General features: G+C 68.6%; 19 protein-coding genes and 1 pseudogene. 9 read left to right on the top strand and 11 right to left on the bottom strand.

All coding sequences use genetic code 11. The features are described 5' to 3' along the window. Window positions 1–155: 155 nt before the first annotated feature. The 4 genes from ACZ5XS_RS41915 (at window position 156) to ACZ5XS_RS41900 (ending at window position 1,676) form a co-directional block, all read left to right on the top strand. Window positions 156–434 (top strand): hypothetical protein, encoded by a 279-nt coding sequence (locus ACZ5XS_RS41915; RefSeq protein ID WP_468660538.1) that lies wholly within the window; start codon window positions 156–158, stop codon window positions 432–434. Between the two features lie 83 nt (window positions 435–517). Further along, window positions 518–910 (top strand): ANTAR domain-containing protein, encoded by a 393-nt coding sequence (locus tag ACZ5XS_RS41910; RefSeq protein ID WP_468660536.1) that lies wholly within the window; start codon window positions 518–520, stop codon window positions 908–910. Window positions 911–919: 9 nt separating this feature from the next. Continuing rightward, window positions 920–1,276: a PRC-barrel domain-containing protein gene (locus tag ACZ5XS_RS41905; protein ID WP_468660534.1), complete on the top strand. Its 357-nt coding sequence runs from the start codon at window positions 920–922 to the stop codon at window positions 1,274–1,276. Between the two features lie 40 nt (window positions 1,277–1,316). Beyond that, a complete protein-coding gene (locus tag ACZ5XS_RS41900) occupies window positions 1,317–1,676 on the top strand; it encodes an ANTAR domain-containing protein (RefSeq protein WP_468660532.1) in 360 nt (119 codons plus the stop codon). 223 nt (window positions 1,677–1,899) lie between these two features. On the opposite strand, the gene ACZ5XS_RS41895 is transcribed toward ACZ5XS_RS41900, so the two are convergent. Then, window positions 1,900–2,493 carry a GNAT family protein gene (locus tag ACZ5XS_RS41895; RefSeq protein ID WP_468660530.1) on the bottom strand — a complete coding sequence of 198 codons (594 nt, stop codon included), beginning with the start codon at window positions 2,491–2,493 and terminating at the stop codon, window positions 1,900–1,902. Between the two features lie 160 nt (window positions 2,494–2,653). Between ACZ5XS_RS41895 and ACZ5XS_RS41890 the strand changes: the two are divergent. Beyond that, window positions 2,654–3,425 (top strand): annotated as a pseudogene (locus tag ACZ5XS_RS41890) (sigma-70 family RNA polymerase sigma factor). A 236-nt stretch (window positions 3,426–3,661) separates the two neighbouring features. Here ACZ5XS_RS41890 and ACZ5XS_RS41885 read toward each other — a convergent pair. The 7 genes from ACZ5XS_RS41885 to ACZ5XS_RS41855 form a co-directional block, all read right to left on the bottom strand. Then, window positions 3,662–4,378, bottom strand: a complete 717-nt coding sequence (locus ACZ5XS_RS41885) for a GAF and ANTAR domain-containing protein (RefSeq protein WP_468660528.1) — start codon at window positions 4,376–4,378, stop codon at window positions 3,662–3,664. A 79-nt stretch (window positions 4,379–4,457) separates the two neighbouring features. Further along, the gene (locus tag ACZ5XS_RS41880; RefSeq protein WP_468660526.1) at window positions 4,458–5,219 is read right to left on the bottom strand and encodes an ANTAR domain-containing protein; all 762 of its coding nucleotides are present in this window, start codon (window positions 5,217–5,219) and stop codon (window positions 4,458–4,460) included. Beyond that, a complete protein-coding gene (locus tag ACZ5XS_RS41875) occupies window positions 5,209–5,820 on the bottom strand; it encodes a hypothetical protein (RefSeq protein ID WP_468660524.1) in 612 nt (203 codons plus the stop codon). Before ACZ5XS_RS41875 ends, ACZ5XS_RS41880 begins: the two co-directional genes overlap by 11 nt. Before the next feature lie 56 nt (window positions 5,821–5,876). After that, a complete protein-coding gene (locus ACZ5XS_RS41870; RefSeq protein ID WP_468660522.1) occupies window positions 5,877–6,302 on the bottom strand; it encodes an STAS domain-containing protein in 426 nt (141 codons plus the stop codon). Between the two features lie 719 nt (window positions 6,303–7,021). Beyond that, on the bottom strand, window positions 7,022–7,552 hold the full coding sequence (locus ACZ5XS_RS41865) for a GNAT family N-acetyltransferase (RefSeq protein WP_468660520.1): 531 nt from the start codon (window positions 7,550–7,552) through the stop codon (window positions 7,022–7,024). Continuing rightward, complete coding sequence (locus ACZ5XS_RS41860; RefSeq protein ID WP_468660519.1) at window positions 7,537–8,346, bottom strand: XRE family transcriptional regulator; 810 nt, start codon at window positions 8,344–8,346, stop codon at window positions 7,537–7,539. The genes ACZ5XS_RS41865 and ACZ5XS_RS41860 overlap by 16 nt, the downstream gene beginning before the upstream one ends. Further along, a complete protein-coding gene (locus ACZ5XS_RS41855) occupies window positions 8,333–8,788 on the bottom strand; it encodes a helix-turn-helix domain-containing protein (protein WP_468660518.1) in 456 nt (151 codons plus the stop codon). Before ACZ5XS_RS41855 ends, ACZ5XS_RS41860 begins: the two co-directional genes overlap by 14 nt. Window positions 8,789–9,030: 242 nt before the next feature. On the opposite strand from ACZ5XS_RS41855, the gene ACZ5XS_RS41850 reads away from it, so the two are divergent. The 3 genes from ACZ5XS_RS41850 to tgmA all read left to right on the top strand — a co-directional run bounded on the left by ACZ5XS_RS41850 (window position 9,031) and on the right by tgmA (window position 10,453). Continuing rightward, window positions 9,031–9,453 carry an ATP-binding protein gene (locus ACZ5XS_RS41850; protein ID WP_468660516.1) on the top strand — a complete coding sequence of 141 codons (423 nt, stop codon included), beginning with the start codon at window positions 9,031–9,033 and terminating at the stop codon, window positions 9,451–9,453. 23 nt (window positions 9,454–9,476) lie between these two features. Beyond that, window positions 9,477–9,809 (top strand): hypothetical protein, encoded by a 333-nt coding sequence (locus ACZ5XS_RS41845; protein ID WP_468660515.1) that lies wholly within the window; start codon window positions 9,477–9,479, stop codon window positions 9,807–9,809. A gap of 125 nt (window positions 9,810–9,934) precedes the next feature. After that, a complete protein-coding gene (gene tgmA / locus ACZ5XS_RS41840; RefSeq protein WP_468660514.1) occupies window positions 9,935–10,453 on the top strand; it encodes a putative ATP-grasp-modified RiPP in 519 nt (172 codons plus the stop codon). On the opposite strand, the gene ACZ5XS_RS41835 is transcribed toward tgmA, so the two are convergent. Together ACZ5XS_RS41835 and ACZ5XS_RS41830 are read right to left on the bottom strand one after the other, a co-directional pair. Then, the gene (locus ACZ5XS_RS41835; RefSeq protein ID WP_468660512.1) at window positions 10,378–11,583 is read right to left on the bottom strand and encodes a hypothetical protein; all 1,206 of its coding nucleotides are present in this window, start codon (window positions 11,581–11,583) and stop codon (window positions 10,378–10,380) included. The genes tgmA and ACZ5XS_RS41835 overlap by 76 nt on opposite strands. Before the next feature lie 52 nt (window positions 11,584–11,635). After that, complete coding sequence (locus ACZ5XS_RS41830) at window positions 11,636–11,947, bottom strand: hypothetical protein (RefSeq protein WP_468660510.1); 312 nt, start codon at window positions 11,945–11,947, stop codon at window positions 11,636–11,638. A gap of 270 nt (window positions 11,948–12,217) precedes the next feature. Between ACZ5XS_RS41830 and ACZ5XS_RS41825 the strand changes: the two genes are divergently transcribed. Continuing rightward, on the top strand, window positions 12,218–12,793 hold the full coding sequence (locus ACZ5XS_RS41825; protein ID WP_468660508.1) for a WD40/YVTN/BNR-like repeat-containing protein: 576 nt from the start codon (window positions 12,218–12,220) through the stop codon (window positions 12,791–12,793). On the opposite strand, the gene ACZ5XS_RS41820 is transcribed toward ACZ5XS_RS41825, so the two are convergent. Next, window positions 12,778–14,229: an AAA family ATPase gene (locus ACZ5XS_RS41820; RefSeq protein ID WP_468660578.1), complete on the bottom strand. Its 1,452-nt coding sequence runs from the start codon at window positions 14,227–14,229 to the stop codon at window positions 12,778–12,780. The genes ACZ5XS_RS41825 and ACZ5XS_RS41820 overlap by 16 nt on opposite strands. Window positions 14,230–14,401 lie beyond the last annotated feature (172 nt).

Genomic DNA, 14,401 nt, shown 5'->3' with positions numbered 1-14,401 from the left:
GCAGCGGTTCTCCGACAGGTGTCAAGTAGCCATCCGTGCCCGGCAGGACGCGCTGACGTCGCACGGTATCCGCAACCTTGGGGCAGGGCTACGCTGTGGGGTGAGGCCCCAGTCCCCGGTATCGATGCTGTGTTCTGCTCCCGGGGAGGCCCACCGTGTTCGTCCTGCTCCTCGTCCTCGTCGTGGTCCTGTTCGGCTTCGGCTTCCTCAATCCCCTCTGGTGGGTGGCCGCGGCGGTGCTGGTCTACGGCGCCACCCGCTACCGCCGCGATCGTGGCGGAGGCCGGAGCCGTGGCGGCAGTTCCGATCTCGGGGACTACCGGGACTACCAGGAGCGCCGGAGTCGCCAGGAACGCTGGGACCGCCGCTACAGCCGTCAGCACCGGGCGCGTTGGCGGCGCGAGGACCGTCGGGACCACGAACATCGCAGGTGACCCGTGAAGCGGTTGGGCAGCCAGGGGTTCCCGGACGGCTTCAGCCGGGCCGGACACGTCGAGATCGTCAAGAGGTGCATGCCATGCAACGCAAAACCGTGATCCGACAGGAGTGGTGGGATCTGCGGGCCGAGGCGACGTGGGGGAACACGCCGGCGGGACAGGACGTCGTCGCACTGCGCGCCGAGAACGATCAGCTGCGGCGGGCGTTGGCCGGACGCGCGGTCATCGACCAGGCCCGCGGCATGGTGATGGTCCTGACCCCCTGCCGCCGCGGGGCGGCCAGGAAGCTGCTGGTGGATGTCTCACGGCAGTGCGACGCCAGACTTCCGGAGGTGGCCGCGGCCCTGGTCGCCGCCTGGGAGGGCAAGCCGCTCCCGGAACACATGCAGCGGGCGCTACGTCGTACGCTGCGGCGATTTCACGCGGAAAACCAGGGGCGCGGCTCACGACAACCAGGCGGATCGTCCAGGTAGGGAGAGGCCATGATTCACGCAGCCGACGTCCGGGAATGGCGCGACCGCGATGTCGTCGACAGCGAGTCGCACAAGATCGGTGTCCTGGAGGCGGTCTATGTGGACACGACCACCGATGAGCCGGCCATGGCCACGGTACGGACCGGACTGCCCACCCGGCACCGGCTGGTCTTCGTGCCCCTTGAGGACGCGATCGCCGGGCCGGGCTATCTCAGGGTCGGCTATGTCAAAGCGCTGGTGAAGCAGGCCCCTTCGATCGGCACCGACGACGTGCTGCCCGCCGAGCAGGAGGAAGCGATCTTCAAGCACTACGGACTGGCCTACAAGCCCGGTGCGGCCGGCGAACGGCAACTGGCGCGCCGCTGACCGCCTACGGACAGGATGACTGCCCTGTGAGGTACGCACCATGCACCGGCTGACCAAACCCGGTGAAGAACAGCGACTGTTGAGAACCGTGCCTTCGGCGGGGGGCGCGGCTTTGCTGTCCGAGGTCGTCGAACTACGTGCCAGGAACGAACAGTTGGAGCACGCGCTGGCGAGCCGTGCGGTGATCGACCAGGCGCGCGGCATGGTGATGGCCCTGGCGCCGTGTTCCAGCGAGAGGGCCTGGGACGTGCTGGTGGACGTGTCGCAGCACTGCAACATCAAGCTCCGGGATGTGGCTGCTGCTCTGGTCGCCACTACGAAGGACCGGACGCTTCCGGAGCCGATGCAGCGGGAGCTGCGCCGAGCACTGCGGAGCCTCCATCTGGCGGACCGGAGATGACTGACGGTGTGCGTGCTCCAGAGGACGACACCGGGAGCTGTGAGCTCAACTCTCCGGTGTCTTCGTCCAGGACGGCCGGCGGACGCCCCTCCTGAGTAGCCCGGCCGGAGAATCTCAAACATCGACGGATGTCACAACGAGGCACTGCCGCGATCCTCCGTCGCTCCCGTTCCGGCGCCCCTCCGCGCCTGCGTAGGCGCCGCGTCCGGCCTGGCGAGGGCGTCTACTCGGGCCGTTGGGTCCGGGCGTTGTGGGCGAGGCCGTCCGGATGCTCCGTCGTGCGCTCTCCCAGAGGCAGAAGCACTACGCACAGGACGGTCGGTGCGCGGAGGATCTGCCCCGCCTCCTGCCAGCCCCAGGTCTCAAAGGCGGCACGGGCCGGACGGTCGGACTGATCCACCAAGGTGACGCCGAGCGAAGCCTGATGGTCGGCGAGCAGACGCTCCTGCAGGCGGCGAGCGAGCCCGTGAGCGTGCTCATGCGGATGGACAACGGTTTCAGTGATGGCGAAGACATGGCCGGAGGCGGTCAGTTGCTCGAGGTTCTGCGGCAGAGGTCCCTCGAACTCCCGCCACCAGGAGCCGTCGCGCGGCACGGGGAATCCGAAGACACAGCCGGTCAGGGACTGCGCCTCGGCGACCAGCATGTCGAATCCGGGCTGTTGGACGTCGTGTGCCAGACGGCGCAGGAACTCCTGCCGATCCCGGAATTCCTGGCCGGGCGGGGTGGCGGAGGACTCCACGTAGAGATCCGCCAGGTCCTCTCGCATCCCCTCGGCCTGCCAGCGGTTCAACCGGCGCAGTCGCACCGTGTCCATGGCGGACGGCTTCGAGCCTTCGGTTTCGTGGGGTTGCCGCGGAGTCTGCATGGGGCGCCTCGGTTCAGGAGACCGGAAACGTGCGGGAGTGCCATCGTGGCCGATGGGCGGTGCGGCGCCTGGGTCTGGGACGTCTGTTCAGCAGCATAGTCCCCGACCGGTGCCGCGCCGGGGCTCGTTGGGGGCGAGGGGCCACTGTGGCGCCGGCGGATGGACGGTGACGGCGCCGGCCAGCTTGTCGAGGGCGGTGAGGAACACGGCGACGCGCCGGGGTGGGCGAAGGCGGGAGGTGGTGTGGGCCTGGGCGCCGATGGCCGTACGGCTCGCCCGGCGCTTCCGAAAACGTGGCGAGTCCTTCGAAGACCTCAAGCAGGTCGCCCAACTCGGCCTGGTCAAGGCGGTGACCCGCTTCGACCCGAACCTCGGCACCGCCTTCCCGAGCTTCGCCATACCGACGATCCTCGGCGAGGTGAAACGACAACTCCGGGACCACCTCTGGGGCGTGCATGTGCCGCGACGTGTACAGGTGCTGCGCGGCCGGGTCCGCACGGCCGGCCGTGCGTGCGTTTCGCTCTATGGCCGCGAACCCTCCGTCCGCGAGATCTCCGCACACCGGCCTCACCGAGGCGGAGGTACGGCTGGGCGAGGGGGCGCTGGAGAGCTTCACAGCCCTGTCCCTGGACGCCGTACCCGGCCGCTCCGAGCACAGTCACCCGCTGACCGACACCCTTGGTGGCACGGAGCCCGGCTTCGACCTGATCGTCAACCGTGAGGCGCTCCGCCCGCTGCTGCGGGCACTGCCCGAACGCGAACGGCGGATCCTCCACATGAGGTTCCTCTGGGAGATGACGCAGGAACGCATCGCCCTGCAACTCGGTCTCTCGCGGATGCACGTCTCCCGTCTGATCACCCGCGCCTGCGCGACCAGGTGACGGCCGAGGCCCACGATCCCATGAGGGCGGTGTGACGACGTCCCTGGTGGCTGAGCTCAATGGCCTTCGCTGCGCCTACTGACGCCGCCCAATCAGGCCGTACCCCACCCAGCAGTGGTTGCGCACCACAACAGTCGTGCCGGGGACGCCCAACTGCCCATCGCCGACGCCATCACCAAAGTGTTCAGGCCGGGCCCCTGCGGCCGTGCAGGCTGGTGGCCCTGCCGTGACGCCGGTCAGGCCCCCAGACCGGCGAGGGGTTCGGAGTCGTCGATGAATGCGCGGGCCACGTCGGCCAGGCGCCGGTTGTGGGCGCGGGCGTAACCACGCAGCGCGGTGAACGCCTGCTCCATGTCGACGCCCTGGCGTTCGGCGAGTTTCCCCTTCGCCTGTTCGATCAGTACCCGGCTGTTCAACGCCGCCTGCAGCTGCTCGTTGAGCACCGTGCCGCGGTGGACGGTGCGTTGTTGCAGCAGGCTGATGGTGGCGACATCGGCCAGCGCCTGGGCGATGAGTGTGGCGGGCGGGTCGAAGGGGCCGGGGGCGGCACGGAAGAGGTTCAGGGCGCCCACGGTCTCGTCCCGCAGGCGCATGGGCAGGGCCTGGACTGCCCCGAAGCCGCTGCGGTGGGCCGCCGTGACGAAACGCGGCCAGCGGTCGACCTCCCGGGTCAGGTCGTGGATGATCACCGGTGCGCCGGTGCGGAAGCACTCGAGGCAGGGGCCTTCGTCGTTCTGAAGCTGGAAGAGCTCCAACAGCCGCACCTGCTCGTCGGAGGCGGCCATGACGCGGAGTTTGCCGTCACGGTCGGCGAGCAGCACCCCGGCGGCGCTCGCGTCGAGCATGCCCACGCAGCGGTCGGTCAGCAGGCGCAGGAAGTCCATGAGGTCGAAGTCGGCGACCAGATTGTCGGCCAGCTCGACGAAGGTCTTGGCCAGAAGCTGTTGATCCATCGTGGGCACCCTCGATTGAGACTAATCCCTGCCTGAAGGGGCGGGAAGTACGGCATGTTCGTCGGCCGGCACCCATGCGTCAGGTTTCCTCATCGGTCTGGTCCGGCTCCGCGTCCGGTGAGAAACGAAGCCGACGGGCCACCACGTCCGCGGCCACGTCGGCGAGCCGGCGTCCCCGCGCATAGGCGTAGGCACGAAGCCGGACGAAGGCTTCTTCGATGCCGACGCCGAGCTGGACGGTCAGGATGCCGTTGGCCTGGTCGATCTCCGCCCGGTACGCGCCCAGGTCCTCGAAGCTCTGTTCCGGAATCGGTCCGCCGGTCGGCGCGCCTGTCTCGTCGATCCTTGCATCGAGCAGGATCAACGTCGCCAGATCTGCGAACGCCAGTGCGTCGGCCAGTTCCTCCGCGTCCAGCGCGGTCGGCACGTTGGCGTACAGGTCCAGAACTCCAGGGCTGATCGCCCCCATCTGCAAGGGGAGCGCGAAGACCGCGCGGGCTCCGGCTTCCAGGGCCGCGTCGGCGAACACCGTCCAGCGGTCCTGCAGGTCACGGGTGAGCAGATCGGGTGTCAGGACGGCCGAGCCGTGCAGGAAGGCGTCCACGCAGGGCCCCTCGCCCAGGGTGAGCTGGAGCTCTTCCAGTTGCTCGCTGATGTCGTCGGTGCTGCACAACGGATGGCTCGGCGCGGACCGGGACATCGCCGACAGCCCGGCCCCGCCGACCGGCAGCGCGGCCACGGCCGCGGTGCACACGTCCACCACACCGACCCGGGCACCACGCCTGACCGCCTGCTCGGCCACCAGCATCCGAATGCGGGCCGACCGACTGTCAGGCCCCACCCGGGCCACCGCCTCCACGCGCCACGACAAGGCCGTCCACCCTCGCCCCGGTTCGTTCCCCGACGGGAAATACCAGCGCGCGGAACGTGGTGGGACCGGCCGGCCTGAGAAGCTCTCCGACGTCCGTCCACCCCCAGGAGCGAAGCGCAGCGAGAGTAGGGCGATCGGCCCGGTCCACCAGCGTGGCGCCGAGTGATGCCTGGTGGTCGGTCAGCAGCCGCTCCAGCAGACGACGGGCCAGAGCCCGGTCCTGCGGGTGCGGCCGGATCATGATGTCGCAGAACGCGAAGACACCGCCGGACACCGTGAGTTGATCGATGCGGCACGGCAATGCTCCCTCGAAGTCGAACCACCAGGAGCCGTCGCCGCGTACCGGGAATCCGAAGGCGCATCCCATCAGTCTGTCCATCTCGCCGATCACCATGGCGAATCCCGGCCGGCGCATGTCCGTGGTGAGACGGGCCAAGAAGTTCTGGCGGCCGGCAGGGCGGTATGCGTCACCCGGTGCCGTTACGCGGGACTCCACATACAAATCCGCCAGTTCTTCACGCAGGCCCTCCACCAGCCAACGGTTCAGCCGACGCAACCGCACCGGAACCATGGCGGAGGGATCACCCTCCGCCGGCTTCCGTGACTGTCCCCGCCCGGGTTCGGCCGTCATCGCACATCGCCCAAGAGAACAGGCGCAAGCGGGACAGTCCCGTGCGGCGGGGCTGGAACGGGCGTGGCCGGGGTGTCCACGAGAGGAGGTGGCACGTGTCCGAACGGTAGGCCGAGGAGCAGGAACCCGCAGCCGGCGAGGTCGAGAATCCGAGCCAGCGTCGGTGGCGGATGGTGCAGTCGCAGGGTCCCGCCGACCACGGTGGCCTGCTGCGCGGCGCGGAGGAATGCGTTGAGTCCGGTGCAGTCGCAGAAGGTGACGGAGATGAGGTCGACGTCGATGGCGCGGATACCGTCCCGCAGGCACCGCTCCAGGGACGCGCGCACCAAGGGCACGGATTCCAGGTCGATCTCACCGGACAGGGTGATCAGCGCCCGATTCTCTCGGTCCTGGCGGTACACGGTGAGCTGGGGAAGGGGCATGACGCCTCGGTTCAAAAGACCATCAGGCAGCGGGCGCGGTGGTGCCGGAGTCCCGGCATCCTGGGCGTGCTCCCGGCAGGGGCGTACGTTTGGCGGAGGCGGAGCAACGGCCGGTCCGACAGTCTGCGCAGCAGGACAGAGGACCCACCCAGTTCCCTCCAGGGATGCGCCGGGTGACAGACGAACAGTCCGCACCCCGCAGCTATCTGTGTTCAGCAACAGCATGCCGCCGGGGTCTGGGACGTCTGTACAGCAGCGTAGTCCTCGCGTCGTGTGGTGGACGGTCCGAAGCCGCCCAATCCCAGGATGTGGACGGTACAGAAACGCGGTGGCGCGCGCATATCCGAGGCATCGCACGGTACGTGAAACACTCAAAAGCGACCGCCCGAGTACGGCACTACGTGCGCAGGCCCAGAAGGTGGCTCGCATGACGGAGCCGAACAGTTCCCCCTCGCGGCAGCCCGATCCAGAGAAGCCCCGCACTCGCCCGGACCGACGGCGATCGTGACGGGTCGGCACATGGCCCAGGCACGAGAGGGCGAGGGAAGCGGGATCCACCTGGACTTCGAGATCTTGGGAAGGCGCTCGACAACTCGCGATGGCTCCGCGTTCAGAGCCCGGACCAGAAGAGGGAACGCATCACCTTGCTCAACGGCGACGTCCATTTCCCCGGGCTCACCAGCTGACGAACAGCAACGGGGGCTTGGCGAGAACCTGACTCAGCCGCGAAGGTCGGTGACCATCACCGCGTACACCGGAGAGTCGGCGAAAGGCTGTTGCTCGCCGGCCTTGGCGTACCCCCACGACTCGTAGATTTCCTGCACTTTGGGGTGGGTCACGTCGACCAGGAGTACTGCAAGGTCTTCCGTGCGCTCCTTCAGTAGCGCTTCATGCAGTTGTTTCGAGATGCCCTGCTTGCGCCAGCTCGGGCGCACCATGACCTCCGAGACGGCGTAGGTGGCGGCGTAGTCGTCCTTCGGCTCGAAGCCGGTGGAGCGCCACCACTCTCGGCCTGGGGCGAGCGGGGCGCCGTAGGCGAAGCCGACCGGCTCGTCCGCGTCGTATGCGACGACGCACGAGAAGCCGTCCATCCCCGACCAGTGGTCGACGAACCAGGCGAAGCGCTGGTGGAAGGGGTCGTCCATCTGGTCGGCGTAGGCGTCGGCGTGTACGTCGATGAGCATCTGCCGGAAGTCCTCAGGGAGGTTTCCGTGCTGGAAGTGACGCAGATCGGTCACGCTCGACTCCATTCGGGTCGCATGCGGTCTGCCCAGTCTCGTGCGTAGGAGGCGGAGGGGGCCAGGACGAACAGGCCCCGGTGGAAGTCGCCGATGAGGGTGCGCATACGGCCGGGCAGGGGGTCACCGTTCATGATCGTGAAGACATCGGCAGCGGTGGTCGCGGCCTCCTCGGGTTCGCCCTGGTCCAGTTGCGCGAGGGCGAGCTGGGCGGTCGCGAGTGCTCGGTTGCGCCGGAACGCGGTCGGGATCTTGGCCAGGGCGCGGTGTGCCATGGCCTCGGCGTGGGCGTGGTGTCCGCTGTTGTAGTGGACGACGGCGGCGAGGTGATCGAGTTCGGCCTGGCCGTAGAAGGCCGTCCAGCGCGGACGCTCGCGCTCCAATGTCCTGGTGAAGGCGTCCTGGGCAGATCCAAGAGACCGCACAGCGATACGGCCGTCGCCGAGAGCCGCGTAGGCGAGTGCGGCACGGACTCGCCCCAGCGAGTCGAAGAACGGGTCACGACGAGCGGCCGACGAGGCTTGTGCGGCCTGCGCCGCCGCAAGCGCTTCGGGCCAGTTCTGCCGCTGGTGGGCGAGCATCGAGAGGTTGACCCATACCCGCATTTCGGTGGGGCCGTCCTGGGAGAGACCGGCATACGTCGCGGACTCGTTCAGGTGCCGCTGCGCCTGGTCGAGATTGCGGGCGTCGATGCAGGACCAGGCCGCGATGGTGGAGTACTCGGCGGCCAGTGCGTACAGGGCCCGGCGGACGCGTTCCCCGGCATTGCGCTGCTGCAGTTCCAGTACGCCGTCACGACCCTTCATCGCAGCCTTCTCCAGCTCCGCGTGACCGCCCTGGCGGTCGTCGGCCTCGACAAGGGCGTTCACCGGCGGCGGCCCGAGCCACGTCCGACATGCCGACCGCGCGGCGCTGGGCCGTCAGGGGAACGGCGGCGGCTGCGGTCCCGGTGGCCGAGGCGATGAAGGTGCGACGCCGCACGGGATCCTCCTGCGGGTGGTGCATCGTGCGTGGTGCGCTGAACCCTAGGTCCTCGACGGGGCAGCCGAACACCCGCTCCAGTGCCGCGCACGTACGTCCGATGGGGCGGTGGGAGGATCCGTTCAGCAGGTTACGGACCGTACGGGCCGAGACGTCGCCGGGCCTGCCGGTGATCTCTGCCAGCGCAGCGTTCATCCGGCCAGCCAATTCGTCCTGCGTGAGCCCGAGTTCGTCCATCCGGCCCTTGAGGGCGGCGTTCGCTCCCATGCCACCGACCGTAGACCGGCGGTCACCGACCGGACCAGACCCCAGATCACGGGAACGTAAAGTCTTCCGGTTCGGGACGACCGGTGGGAGCACGACCTTTCCTGTTCCTCTCGGGCCGCAGGTCGTTGACTCGGTATCAGCCGTCGAGGTCCTGGTTCCCCTTCCCTCGACGGCATGGAGGAGAGCCCGCCCCGGCGCCACCCCGTCGCGGGGGCGGGCGTCCACCCCGGAGGGATGTTCCTATGACCGTGACCGCAGCCAGACCTACTGCGACCGGCAGCCCCGGCTACACCGAGACGTTGCCGTGCGAGCCGGAATCCGCTCGCCGTGCCCGACTGCTCGTGTCCGCCGCCCTGAACACCTGGGGCATAGGCGAGTTGGCCGAGGTCGGGGTACAGATAGTGGCCGAGCTCGTCAACAACGCCATCGACCACGCCCGTTGCCGCAATGTCCGTGTCCTGGTCGTGCGTCCGGCAGAGGGAGTGGTGCGCATCGAGGTCGCCGACACCTGTCTGGCTACGCCGGAGGCGGGTAGCCCCGATGAGGAATCCGAGGAGGGGCGCGGGCTGCTCTTGGTCGACGCCCTCAGTTGGCGGTGGGGCTACGACCCGAAGCGCTGGGGCAAGGTCGTATGGGCCGAGTTGAAGGCGCCGGCCTCGTGTTGAGGCCGCGCGTTTCCTTACGGCTCATGCAGGCGGCGGAGCTGGTCAACGAGCCCAGTCCCGAGGCATGCGTGGAACTCACCCTCGATCCCCTCGGCTCGATGAGCGACTCCCACGCCGCAATGTTCGCCGAGTCCTTGCGCATGACGCCTGTGGACCTCGTGCGGCTGCACTTGGAGTCCGACCTGATACTCGGCGCGATCCGAACCGAGGCCGTGCGGGCGGAGATCGCGTGGCAACGGGGCCTCCGTCGCTGGTACGAGGAGGGCCGGGTCGCCGCCGAGCCGAGGGAGCCGGAGGTAGCCCTTCTCATACGTGTGCTCGAAGGGCTACGTCGGCAAGTTCTCGCGCCGCTCTGACTTCGTTCGAAGACGACCGGCGCTCCACAACTCCCGCTGGACAGCTTGGCGTCCGAGGTGTCGAGCGGGCAAGCAAGGCAAGAACAGGCACTTTCCACAGCGAAAGGAAGACCGTGTTCAACCACATGGATCGCTTTCCCACCGGCAGCCCGCTGCCGCAGGGCCACTTCACCGTCGCTCCCTGGGGCCTGCGCCGCATCGCCCCGTACCCGCCCGTCGAGGGCCCCGGCTACGTGAAGGTGGAGCTGGACCCGGTGACACAGACCGCCCGGTACTTCGACGCCTCCGGGGCGCCCACCATGTCCCCGGGGCACGGCACGTCTTCCGGGACCACCCCGTCGACCGGTACCACGGGGCAGGGCGACCGCAACAGCGACTCTGCACCGCCCCAGGGAGGCCGTACACATCGCCGCGAGCACCCCCAGACCCGAGTGGCTCCACCACCTGATCCAGAACTCCGGCACCAAACCAACCGCTTTCATCGGCCTCACCCGCGCCTGGCGCCGGCGGCCCCACGCGCGTCACCGTCGCGGAACAACCCCACAGCCAGCAGTCGTGTGAACGCCGGCTACCGGCGGCCGGTGAGGAGCGCGCCGAGGCGGTCGCCGATTACGGAGACACCGGGGCGGGGTTCGTTCGCGTAGTACCAGGGCTTGCTTCGGCGCATCAGCGCCTCGCCGTGCTCGGACCAGGTGAATCCGGGCTTCCGCAGCAGTTTCCGGAACACCGCGTCGGCTGTCTTCGGGTGGGCGGCGGCCAGTCGGCGGATCGGCAGTGGCGCGATCGACTCCTCGCGCAGGTACGCGCGCAACAGGTCCTGGTACTGCCTGCGGCCCGCGAGAGCCGGGTCCGCGAAGAGCTCCCGCAGCATTCCGTAGTCCGCGTAGAAGTTGAGCCCGTCGACCTCGTCGTAGATGACACCGATGCTGTCCGAGTCCGCCAGTTCTCCCAGTAGCTCGAAGAAGGGCAGGTCCAGGCCGGGTAGCCGTCTGCCCCGGGCACGGTCGGGCTGTCCGGCGACGGCGGCCTCTTGGCGGTGGCGGTAGTAGGCGTTGAGGAGGTCCTCGCCTTCGGCAGGCGGAAGGATCAGTTCGTCGCCGCCGCAGAACTCGACGAACGCGGCCCGGTCCTCCCGCATCCGCTGCCATCCCTGCTCAAGCTTTTCGGGATTGCGGAAAACCAGTTCGGGCCGACTGGTGGCCAGGTGGAGAGCGGCCTGGGCGATCTCGGTGGCGCTGGACTTCGGGTAGCTCGTCATCGCCCCGGATACCAGCCACGCCCCGCCGGTCGAGTGGACCGGTACCAGGCAGGTGTGGAGGAAGCCCCCCTTGGACACTCCACGGAACGCCGCCCGACCGACATTCGAGTAAGTGCGGTACTCCAGGTCGTCGACCAAATTCAGCAGGACGACGGCATCCCCTTCCTTACGCTGGACCTCGAAGATGCCCTCCACCGCGTCCCGCCAGCCGAGCAGCACCTCCCGGTCGACTGCGGTCAAGCCCTTCCGTCCAGCGACGAACCGGTCCACCACGGTCGAACCGTCCGGCAGGCGGTACCGCAGGATGAAGTGGTCGATGATCCGGATCGCCTCGCCCTCGTCCAGCTTCCGCTCAGGCCCTGCGGCCTCAAGAAGGAGGGGCGTCAACCACCGGTCAAAGCGGGTGCTCTGCCCGAAGGCGACCAGCTGCCCTTTCAACTCGGCACTGCGCTCGATGAGGTCGGTCAGCGACGGTTCGCCGCCGCCCTGATGCGTGCCCTGTACGGCGTCAGCCACGTTCAGCCCTCCCAGACAAGCCGGTTCCGCGTGAGGTGTGGGGTGCCCTACCTCAGCCGGCCCAGTGACGGTACGCCTCGATCCACTCCGCGCCATCGGGCGCCGGGCTGGGCAACGGCAGTTCCAGGATTCCGATCGATTGCCGCATGCCGCCGCGAGAGCACAGGGCGACGATCTTTCCCTCCGGCGTGAGGTCGAGGCCGTCCACGGTTACCTCGACGCCGAGAACCGCGGTGGTGAAGGGCAGGCCGAGGTGCTCCTCAAGCATGGTGAACAGACCGGTCAGCTGCTCATCGTCGTTGTAGGCGTCGACAGTCGCCTCTTCGATCATGGCCTCAAGCTCGGCCGTGCCCAACCCGCCCATGGGGCAACACTAGCGACCCTCCGGGTGACACCGGGCGGCAACGGTGCCACTGGTACCCCACCCCGGGACGACGAGGGCGAATGGTGGCCTGCGGCACCGGCCGACACCAACCTCGTCGCGGCACTCACCACGGTCTGGGCGTAACGCTTCAGTCACTGACCTGAACGAGATGCGACCGCCACCGTGAGTCGCCAAGTGAACCATCCGGACCAGGGAGCCGGGAGGCACAAGTTCACGTCGGTCATGAACTGACCGAGGGAGAAGGTGGCCTTGACCGGAGACTCGATGTGGATCACGCCGTTCGCGTCGTGCGCCTCCGTCCCCGTTCTGCCCCGCGGCGGCGAAGTCGACTTCCATGCCCTGGACTACGCACAGCACCATCTACGGCTGCGACAACACCGGCTTGGCCTCCTACGCGTCAGCAAGGACGGCAAGACCCGGGACAAGCGCGCCGAACTCGCCGCCCTCGACATCGCCGTCAGCCCCAACGAACCGGACATCGTGCTGGCCGCCGCCCAAAACGGCATAGCCAAGAGCACAAACGGCGGCAAGAGCTTCAGCGGCGGCGCCGAGCCGGTGATGGCCTGCCTCTCGTGGACGAAACCGGACGCGCTGTACGGCATTGACCCCACCGGCGCGCTGCACCGCAGCACCGACGGCGGCGCCACCTGGGCCCTCTCCTGCGGCGGCACGGCGGCAAGACCTTCACCCAACGCCTGCCGGTCACCCACAGGTCAGCAGACTGGGAATGAGCGTGAGCTGAGGCTCTCCGGGACGCCGGTAAGGGTGGAGGTTATGTTCCCGGTACAGGGTCGGTGGCTGCGACCGGGTCAGTCGCCGTGGTAGAGGCGAACTGGATCGATCAGCTGGATGGCGGCGTCGTTCTCGGCGAGGTGGCGCAGTTCGTCGGTGAAGCCGGTGCCGCTGTAGCACTGCAGCCGGGTGACGTCGGTGGCGGTCCCGCGCGCGGTGAGGAGAGCACGGATGTGCTGGAGGCGTTCTAGGTGGCCCTTCCCCATGACGTCGTTCCATTTGGCTTCCCCGATGGCGAGTAGTGTTTCGCGGCCGCTGTCGGTCTCGCCATGGACAGCGACATCGACTTGGTGGCTGGTCTTGGCGGCAGGATCGTTGACGGTCCCGCTGGCGCCCCTTGTGACCTGCCCGCCGTGGGTTGCGGGGGACGCGTGCCAGCGGGCCCATTCGCGGCAGACCTGTTCGAAGTGCGGTCCGACAACCTTGCTGCGGAAGGTGGACTGGGCTCGGCGCCAGACGGCGGGGGCGCGTCCGGGGCGTTCCAGATCGCCCCAGGCGGGGCGCATGACCGCGTGGTAGAAGGCGATGAGAGGTTCAGCGATGCGGTAGGCGGAGCGGTTGCGGCGGAAGGCGTCGGCCTCGTGGGTGATCATGCCGACGTCCTGGAGGACGCTGAGCGGGTGGGCGAGGTCGGTGGACTTGCGGCCGAGGTAGTCGGCGATGCCGCCGCGTGCGGCGTTTCCGGCGGCGATGGCGGCCAGGACGGAGTGGTAGAGCGCGGTGTCGTGGAGTTCGGGTTCCTCTGCGAGCAGGTAGCGGGCCTCGCGGAAGAGCGGACGGGCGGGATTGAGGACGGCGCGGGTGACCCAGGCGTCGAAGTCGTGGGGCCCGGCGGGCGTATCGCCCTGGGTGAACTCGCGGCGGTAGGCGGGGGTGCCGCCGACGATGGCGTGGGTGAGCAGTGCGGTGCGCGGGTCGGTGATCTCCCAGAATTCGGCGGCGAGGCGGAAGTCCAGGGTGGGGACGACGAGTTCCAGGCCGGCGCGGCCGCGCAGCGGGGCGTTGCCGGCGAGGAGTCCGCCCATGAAGGACAGGGCGGAGCCGCACAGCAGGAGCCGTACGGGGGTGTTGGCGTGCTGGGCGGCGGGGTCGAGGGCGCGCTGGATGATCGAGGGGAGGGCGGGGGAGGCCTTGGCGAGGAAGGGGAACTCGTCGATGACCGCGATGGTGGGGCCGCCCCTGTCGGCGATGCGCATGAGTTCCGTGACGGCCTCGTCCCAATGAGTGAAGCGGAACGGGGTGGGCTGGTCGCGGTGGCGGGCGAGGGCTTCGCCGAACTGGCGCAGGGCGTCGGTTTCGGTGGTCTCGGTGGCGGTGAACATGAAGCCGCCGCTTGCCCGCGTGACGGCGTCCAGGAGGAAGGTCTTGCCCTGGCGGCGGCGGCCGGAGACCACAGCGAGGGTGGCACGCGGGCCGGGTAGGGCGGCGAATCGGGTCAGCTCGGCCCACTCGAAGTCGCGGTCGAACATCTCGGCGGGTTTGTCCACGGCACACCTCTGTATGGATAGGTGGGCTTATTATATCTGGACTTATTCAAGAATCCCTCCTGGAGGGCCGGGGCGGGCGGCCGGAGGGCTTCTGCCACCGGCAGATGATCGACGCGGTCCGCTATGTGGCCGACAACGGCGTCAAGTGGGCCAA

Source organism: Streptomyces sp. NPDC033131 (assembly GCF_055578365.1).
This window is presented reverse-complemented; position numbering and strand designations above follow the sequence as displayed.

What these genes read in the sequence shown, in the direction of transcription:
- ACZ5XS_RS41910 (WP_468660536.1), top strand. Translation starts at nt 518, where the DNA reads ATGCAACGCAAAACCGTGATCCGACAGGAGTGGTGGGATCTGCGGGCC.
- ACZ5XS_RS41905 (WP_468660534.1), top strand. Translation starts at nt 920, where the DNA reads ATGATTCACGCAGCCGACGTCCGGGAATGGCGCGACCGCGATGTCGTC.
- ACZ5XS_RS41900 (WP_468660532.1), top strand. Translation starts at nt 1,317, where the DNA reads ATGCACCGGCTGACCAAACCCGGTGAAGAACAGCGACTGTTGAGAACC.
- ACZ5XS_RS41895 (WP_468660530.1), bottom strand. Translation starts at nt 2,493, where the DNA reads ATGGACACGGTGCGACTGCGCCGGTTGAACCGCTGGCAGGCCGAGGGG.
- ACZ5XS_RS41885 (WP_468660528.1), bottom strand. Translation starts at nt 4,378, where the DNA reads ATGGATCAACAGCTTCTGGCCAAGACCTTCGTCGAGCTGGCCGACAAT.
- ACZ5XS_RS41875 (WP_468660524.1), bottom strand. Translation starts at nt 5,820, where the DNA reads ATGGTTCCGGTGCGGTTGCGTCGGCTGAACCGTTGGCTGGTGGAGGGC.
- ACZ5XS_RS41870 (WP_468660522.1), bottom strand. Translation starts at nt 6,302, where the DNA reads ATGCCCCTTCCCCAGCTCACCGTGTACCGCCAGGACCGAGAGAATCGG.
- ACZ5XS_RS41865 (WP_468660520.1), bottom strand. Translation starts at nt 7,552, where the DNA reads ATGGAGTCGAGCGTGACCGATCTGCGTCACTTCCAGCACGGAAACCTC.
- ACZ5XS_RS41860 (WP_468660519.1), bottom strand. Translation starts at nt 8,346, where the DNA reads ATGAAGGGTCGTGACGGCGTACTGGAACTGCAGCAGCGCAATGCCGGG.
- ACZ5XS_RS41855 (WP_468660518.1), bottom strand. Translation starts at nt 8,788, where the DNA reads ATGGGAGCGAACGCCGCCCTCAAGGGCCGGATGGACGAACTCGGGCTC.
- ACZ5XS_RS41850 (WP_468660516.1), top strand. Translation starts at nt 9,031, where the DNA reads ATGACCGTGACCGCAGCCAGACCTACTGCGACCGGCAGCCCCGGCTAC.
- ACZ5XS_RS41845 (WP_468660515.1), top strand. Translation starts at nt 9,477, where the DNA reads ATGCAGGCGGCGGAGCTGGTCAACGAGCCCAGTCCCGAGGCATGCGTG.
- tgmA (WP_468660514.1), top strand. Translation starts at nt 9,935, where the DNA reads ATGGATCGCTTTCCCACCGGCAGCCCGCTGCCGCAGGGCCACTTCACC.
- ACZ5XS_RS41830 (WP_468660510.1), bottom strand. Translation starts at nt 11,947, where the DNA reads ATGGGCGGGTTGGGCACGGCCGAGCTTGAGGCCATGATCGAAGAGGCG.
- ACZ5XS_RS41820 (WP_468660578.1), bottom strand. Translation starts at nt 14,229, where the DNA reads ATGTTCGACCGCGACTTCGAGTGGGCCGAGCTGACCCGATTCGCCGCC.